We start from the raw sequence: 5,180 nt of genomic DNA, 5'->3' as shown, positions 1-5,180 counted from the left end.
CCTACTTCAACCTTCCGCCGCTCCGCGTGGCGGCCTAATCTCGGCAGAGGCTCCACTTATCGACGCGGAAAGTCTGTTCAGACAAGCGGGACCAGCTCTCAGCACGTGAACGATGCGATGCACGGTCGGGCGGGTCAGCCCGGTTGCCTGCACCACCTCGGCCAGCGGCACGCCGGCCTCGCGGCCCGCGGCGAGAATGCGCAGCACCGCGAGCGCGCGTCGGATCGCCTGCGCGCCCTGTCGCGGTTCTGTCATGCGGCGGGCGGACCTTGCGGAACTCGTCTTGTCCATAATATGGACAAGAACGCCACAATTCACTCGACAGGTAAAGCGCTCATCTGGAGATTGCGCTCCGATCGAGATGCCATGCGTGAGTCAGGCATTCGATGCGAATTGGAAGCGCCGCCGGGAGGTTAACACGAGATTAATCTGGATTGCCATAGCTGCCGCTGCAATGCTCGCGGGTCCCGCCGCGGGCCAGCAATGGCCGGCGCGCAACGTCAAGCTGATCGTGCCTTATCCCGCCGGCGGCAATGTCGACAGTGCGGCGCGCATTATCGCCGACAAGCTGCAGGAAAAGCTCGGCCAGCCCTTCATCATCGAGAACAAGGCCGGCGCCGGCGGCATGATCGCGGGCGAAGCTTTCGCGAAATCTGCGCCCGACGGCTACACGCTGTTCGTCGGCGCCAACGGTCCGGTGCTGTTCGCGACCGAAATCAACAAGCGCGACGCCTATAGCTGGAAGAAAGACTTCCTCCCCATTTCGACCATCTCGATGACGCCGCTGGTGCTCGAGGTCCACCCGTCGGTGCAGGCCACGACCTTCAAGGAATTCGTCGACCTCGCCAAGCGCGAGCCAGGCAAGCTGACGATGGCTTCGCCCGGTCCCGGCACCACCAACCACCTGCTCAGCGAGCTGATGCAGTCCAGCCTCGAGCTGCAATGGGTCACCGCGCACTACCGCGGCAACGCGCCGGCGGTCAACGATCTGCTCGGCGGGCAGGTGCAGTTCGCGTTCGACCAGCTGTCGGTCAGCCTGCAGCACATCAAGGCCGGGCTGTTCCGGGCGCTCGCTGTCACCAGCCCGCACCGCTTGAAGTCGCTGCCAGACGTCCCGACCTTCGCCGAGCTCGGCTACAAGGATTTCGACGGCCAGACTTTTACCGGCCTGTTCGCGCCCGCAGGCACGCCGGCGCCGATCGTCGAGAAGTTGCATGAGGCGCTGACCGGAATCCTGAAAGACCCCGGCGTGATCGACAAGTTCGACAAGCTGGGTGCCGAAGCCACGCCGATGACGCCGGACGAGTTCAGGGCCTATCTGGAGCGCGAGGACGCCAAATGGATTCCCGTGGTGCGCAAGGCCAACATCAAGGCGGATTGACCGATGCGGATCGATCCCGGCGAGCTCGGCGCGGAGCGCATCTACCGGCTGATGACCGGCATCGTGGTGCCGCGCCCGATCGCCTGGGTGACGAGCCTGTCGCGCAGCGGCGTGCTCAACCTCGCGCCGTTCAGCGCCTTCACCTTCGTGTCGCAGAAGCCGCCGATGCTCGCCATCAGCGTCGGCCGCAAGGGCACCGATTACAAAGACACCGCGCACAACATCCTCGACACCGAGGAATACGTCATCCACATCGCCGATACCCCGCTGATGCAGGCAGTGCATGACAGCTCCATCGAGCATCCGCCTGAAATCAGCGAGGTCGCGGAGCTCGGCCTGGAGACGCTTGACTGCGAGCGCATCAAGGTGCCGCGGCTTAGCGTTGCACCCGTGGCGATGGAGTGCCGTTTCCGGCAGTGCCTTGAATTCGGCGACGCCCGCAGCCGGCTGATCGTCGGCGAGGTCGTGATGTTCCACATTCGCGACGGCCTCGTGAACAACGGCAAGGTCGAGACCGCGGCGCTCGACCCGATCGCCCGCATCGGCGGGCCGCGCTACGCCCGTCTCGGCGAGATCGTGACGCTCGGCGCCGTGTTCCAGACTCCCAAATCGACCGACTGAGCGCGCAGCGCGCGTCGCTGAACATTATTGGAGAGAACCACCATGCGACTGCTGAGCTATCTCTTCGAAGGAGAGCCGCGTTACGGCGCAGCCGTTGCGGGCGGTGTGGTCGACCTGACCAGGCGGATCGGCCGCGACTTCTCCGACGTCAAGGCGCTGATCGCGGCCAATGCGCTGGCGGATGCGCAGGAGGCGGTGTCCGGGCAGAAGCCGGATCATGCGCTCGAGGACCTCGTCCTGCTGCCGCCGGTGCTGGCGCCGGAAAAGCTCTGGTGCATCGGCGTCAACTACGCCGAGCGCAACGCGGAATACAAGGACAGCTCCGACCTGCCGAAATATCCGAGCCTGTTCGTGCGCAGCATGTCCTCGATGACCGGCTCCGGCCAGCCGATCGAGAAGCCGAAAGTATCGGACCAGCTCGATTACGAAGGCGAGCTCGTCATCGTGATCGGCCATGGCGGCCGCCACATCCCGCGCGACAAGGCCTTCGCGCACATCTTCGGCATGACATTGTGCAACGAGGGTACGGTGCGGGACTGGCTGCGCCACGGCAAGTTCAACGTCACGCAGGGCAAGAATTTCGACCGCTCCGGCAGCATCGGTCCGTGGATCGTCACCGCGGACGAGCTCGATCCGCGCGGCCCTCACGACATTATCACGCGCGTCAACGGCGAGGTGCGGCAGCAGGACACGACCGAGCGGCTGATGTTCCCGTTCGACTTCCTGATTTCCTATCTCTCCACCTTCGCCACCTTGAAGCCCGGCGACATGATCGTGACGGGCACGCCGACAGGAGCGGGCGCCCGCTTCGATCCGCCGCGCTGGCTCAACGTCGGCGATGTCGTCGAGGTCGAGTCCAGCCGTATCGGCGTGCTGCGCAACACCGTGGCCGCGGAGAGCTGAGCCATGCTCGACGCCGCTACGATCGAACGTCTCGCCGCGCGCCTCGATGAAGCCGAGCGCACCAAGGCGCTGGTCCCGATGTTCTCGAAAGAGTATCCTGATTTCACCATCGAGGATGCCTATGCCGTCCAGCGCGCCTGGACCAAACTCCAGCTCGGCCGCGGCCGCGTCATCAAGGGTCACAAGATCGGCCTGACCTCGAAGGCGATGCAGAACGCGGTCGGCATCTCCGAGCCCGATTACGGTGTGCTGTTCGCCGACATGTTCTACGCCGATGCCGGCCCGATTCCGTTTGACCGCTTCCACGCGCCGCGGATCGAGGTCGAGCTCGCCTTCGTGCTGAAGGCGCCGCTGCGCGGTCCCAACTGCACCATCTTCGACGTGCTCAACGCCACCGATTATGTGACGCCGGCGCTGGAGATCCTGGAGACGCGCATGCACCGCGTCGATCCCGAGACCGGCAAGACCCGAAAGGTCATGGACACGATTTCGGACAACGCGGCCAACGCCGCATTGGTGCTCGGCGGCCGGCCGTTCCGCCCGCTGGACGCGGATCTGCGCTGGATCGGCGCTCTGCTGTTCCGCAACGGCGAGATCGAGGAGACCGGCCTTGCCGCCGGCGTGCTCAATCACCCGGCGAACGGCATCGCCTGGCTCGCCAATCGCCTCGCGCCGCATGACGAGCATCTTGCCGCCGGCGAGGTGGTGCTGGCCGGATCGTTCACGCGGCCGGTCGACATCCGCCGCGGCGACACCTTCCACGCCGATTATGGCGCGTTCGGCTCGGTGTCGTGTCAGTTCGTCTGAACCAGCAATAAAGAAGGAGCGCACCATGACGGCTCAAACGCGGCGCAAGAGCATCTACATCGGCGGCTTCAAGCACGCAAATCCGATTCCGAACGCCTGCCGCATCGGCAATCTCGTGATGTCCGGCGTCATCCTGGGCCGCGATGGCGCGACCGGCGCCATGCCTTCGAGCCTGGAGGCGCAGTGCGCCAACATGTTCGCGCACATGAAGGCGACGGTGGAGGCCGCCGGCGGCTCAACGGACGACATCATCAAGATGACGGTGTGGCTGAAGGACCGCACGCAGCGCGGACCCGTCAATGTCGAGTGGCTGAAAATGTTTCCAGACGAGCATTCGCGCCCGGCGCGCCACGCATTGCCGATGGACAACATAGACGGCGGCGCGCTGGTGCAGTGCGACTTCACCGCCGTGATCGACTGAGGGAGCTCTGCCCATGCCGGCCTATCTACCGTTCGACCCCAATCCGCGCCGCCCGGTCAAGGCGCCGCCGCCGAAGACTGTCGACAGCCAGTTTCACGTGCTGGGTCCCGTCGACAAATATCCGGAGCGTCCCGGTGCGGCCTATCGGATGCCGACCGCGACCTGGGAAGCGGCGCTGCGCGTGCACAAGACGCTCGGCATCGAGCGCGGCATCATCGTGCAGACCACGACCTATGGCGCCGACCATGCCGTCGTGCTCGACGGCCTTGCCGCCATGGGCCCGAACTATCGCGGCTGCGCCAACGCGCTGGTATTCGCCGAGGCGAACGACGCCTATCTCGCCAAGCTGCATGATGCCGGCGTGCGCGGCGCGCGTTTCAGCTTCCGCCAGGAGCTCGGCGCCGTGCCGTCGGACGCCGATTTCGCCCGCGCGATTGCGCGCATCCGCGAGCTCGGCTGGTACGTCAAGATCCAGCCCGAGAAGGACGGCATCATCTCCAGCGTCGCCAAATACGAGAATCTCGACGTGCCCGTACTGATCGACCACATGGCGCGGCCCGACCCGGAAGCCGGCAAGGACGATCCGAACCTGCGCAAGATGCTCGCGTTGCTCGCCAAGGGCAATTTCTGGGTGATGCTGTCGCTCGGCGAGAAGACCTCGAAACTCGGTCCGCCCTACGACGACGTGATCCCGATCGCGCGCGCCTATATCGAGGCGGCACCAGGCCGCTGCGTCTGGGCCAGCGACTGGCCGCACCCGGTCTCCGTCATGCAGCCGCCCAACGACGCCGATCTGCTCGAACTGATGTACCGCTACGCCCCTGATGAGGCGACGCTGGAGAAGATCTTGGTGCACAATCCGGCGAAGCTGTTCGGGTTTGCGGATTAGAGGGCTCTTGGGGATTGTCCCATGGCGGATACACCCTCTCCCCAGCCCTCCCCCGCAAGCGCAGGGCTGTCCCGGGAATGATTCACTATGCCGCAGCGCATGCCCGGCAAATCCAGCGTGAACCGGATACTTTCTGGTTGTCGAGACACAGAAAAGGG

General features: G+C 65.1%; 6 protein-coding genes and 1 pseudogene. 6 read left to right on the top strand and 1 reads right to left on the bottom strand.

Annotated features, from left to right (window positions below; genetic code table 11):
- Nucleotides 1-99: 99 nt before the first annotated feature.
- Nucleotides 100-291 (bottom strand): annotated as a pseudogene (locus IVA82_RS24980) (helix-turn-helix domain-containing protein); the annotation flags it as partial.
- Nucleotides 292-454: 163 nt separating this feature from the next.
- Here IVA82_RS24980 and IVA82_RS24975 point away from each other — a divergent pair.
- From IVA82_RS24975 to IVA82_RS24950, 6 genes are read left to right on the top strand one after another with little or no spacing between them, the layout of a single operon-like run.
- Entirely contained in the window at nucleotides 455-1,381 is a 927-nt protein-coding gene (locus tag IVA82_RS24975; RefSeq protein ID WP_247389457.1) for a tripartite tricarboxylate transporter substrate binding protein, read from the top strand.
- Nucleotides 1,382-1,384: 3 nt separating this feature from the next.
- Complete coding sequence (locus IVA82_RS24970; RefSeq protein ID WP_247389456.1) at nucleotides 1,385-2,002, top strand: flavin reductase family protein; 618 nt, start codon at nucleotides 1,385-1,387, stop codon at nucleotides 2,000-2,002.
- A 42-nt stretch (nucleotides 2,003-2,044) separates the two neighbouring features.
- Nucleotides 2,045-2,905 carry a fumarylacetoacetate hydrolase family protein gene (locus IVA82_RS24965; protein WP_247389455.1) on the top strand — a complete coding sequence of 287 codons (861 nt, stop codon included), beginning with the start codon at nucleotides 2,045-2,047 and terminating at the stop codon, nucleotides 2,903-2,905.
- A gap of 3 nt (nucleotides 2,906-2,908) precedes the next feature.
- A complete protein-coding gene (gene hpaH / locus IVA82_RS24960) occupies nucleotides 2,909-3,712 on the top strand; it encodes a 2-oxo-hept-4-ene-1,7-dioate hydratase (protein WP_247389454.1) in 804 nt (267 codons plus the stop codon).
- A gap of 25 nt (nucleotides 3,713-3,737) precedes the next feature.
- A complete protein-coding gene (locus IVA82_RS24955; RefSeq protein WP_247389453.1) occupies nucleotides 3,738-4,133 on the top strand; it encodes a RidA family protein in 396 nt (131 codons plus the stop codon).
- Nucleotides 4,134-4,146: 13 nt separating this feature from the next.
- Nucleotides 4,147-5,022: an amidohydrolase family protein gene (locus IVA82_RS24950; RefSeq protein ID WP_247389452.1), complete on the top strand. Its 876-nt coding sequence runs from the start codon at nucleotides 4,147-4,149 to the stop codon at nucleotides 5,020-5,022.
- Nucleotides 5,023-5,180: the final 158 nt, after the last annotated feature.

Origin of the sequence: Bradyrhizobium sp. 142, assembly GCF_023074015.1 — a bacterium.
Taxonomy (GTDB): Bacteria; Pseudomonadota; Alphaproteobacteria; order Rhizobiales; family Xanthobacteraceae; genus Bradyrhizobium.
The sequence above is the reverse complement of the archived record's forward strand: the minus strand, read 5'-3'. Positions and strand labels throughout refer to the sequence as shown.

Bases quoted from the DNA above. Each gene is read 5' to 3' on its own strand.
- IVA82_RS24975 (WP_247389457.1), top strand. From the start codon at position 455: ATGCTCGCGGGTCCCGCCGCGGGCCAGCAATGGCCGGCGCGCAACGTC.
- IVA82_RS24970 (WP_247389456.1), top strand. From the start codon at position 1,385: ATGCGGATCGATCCCGGCGAGCTCGGCGCGGAGCGCATCTACCGGCTG.
- IVA82_RS24965 (WP_247389455.1), top strand. From the start codon at position 2,045: ATGCGACTGCTGAGCTATCTCTTCGAAGGAGAGCCGCGTTACGGCGCA.
- hpaH (WP_247389454.1), top strand. From the start codon at position 2,909: ATGCTCGACGCCGCTACGATCGAACGTCTCGCCGCGCGCCTCGATGAA.
- IVA82_RS24955 (WP_247389453.1), top strand. From the start codon at position 3,738: ATGACGGCTCAAACGCGGCGCAAGAGCATCTACATCGGCGGCTTCAAG.
- IVA82_RS24950 (WP_247389452.1), top strand. From the start codon at position 4,147: ATGCCGGCCTATCTACCGTTCGACCCCAATCCGCGCCGCCCGGTCAAG.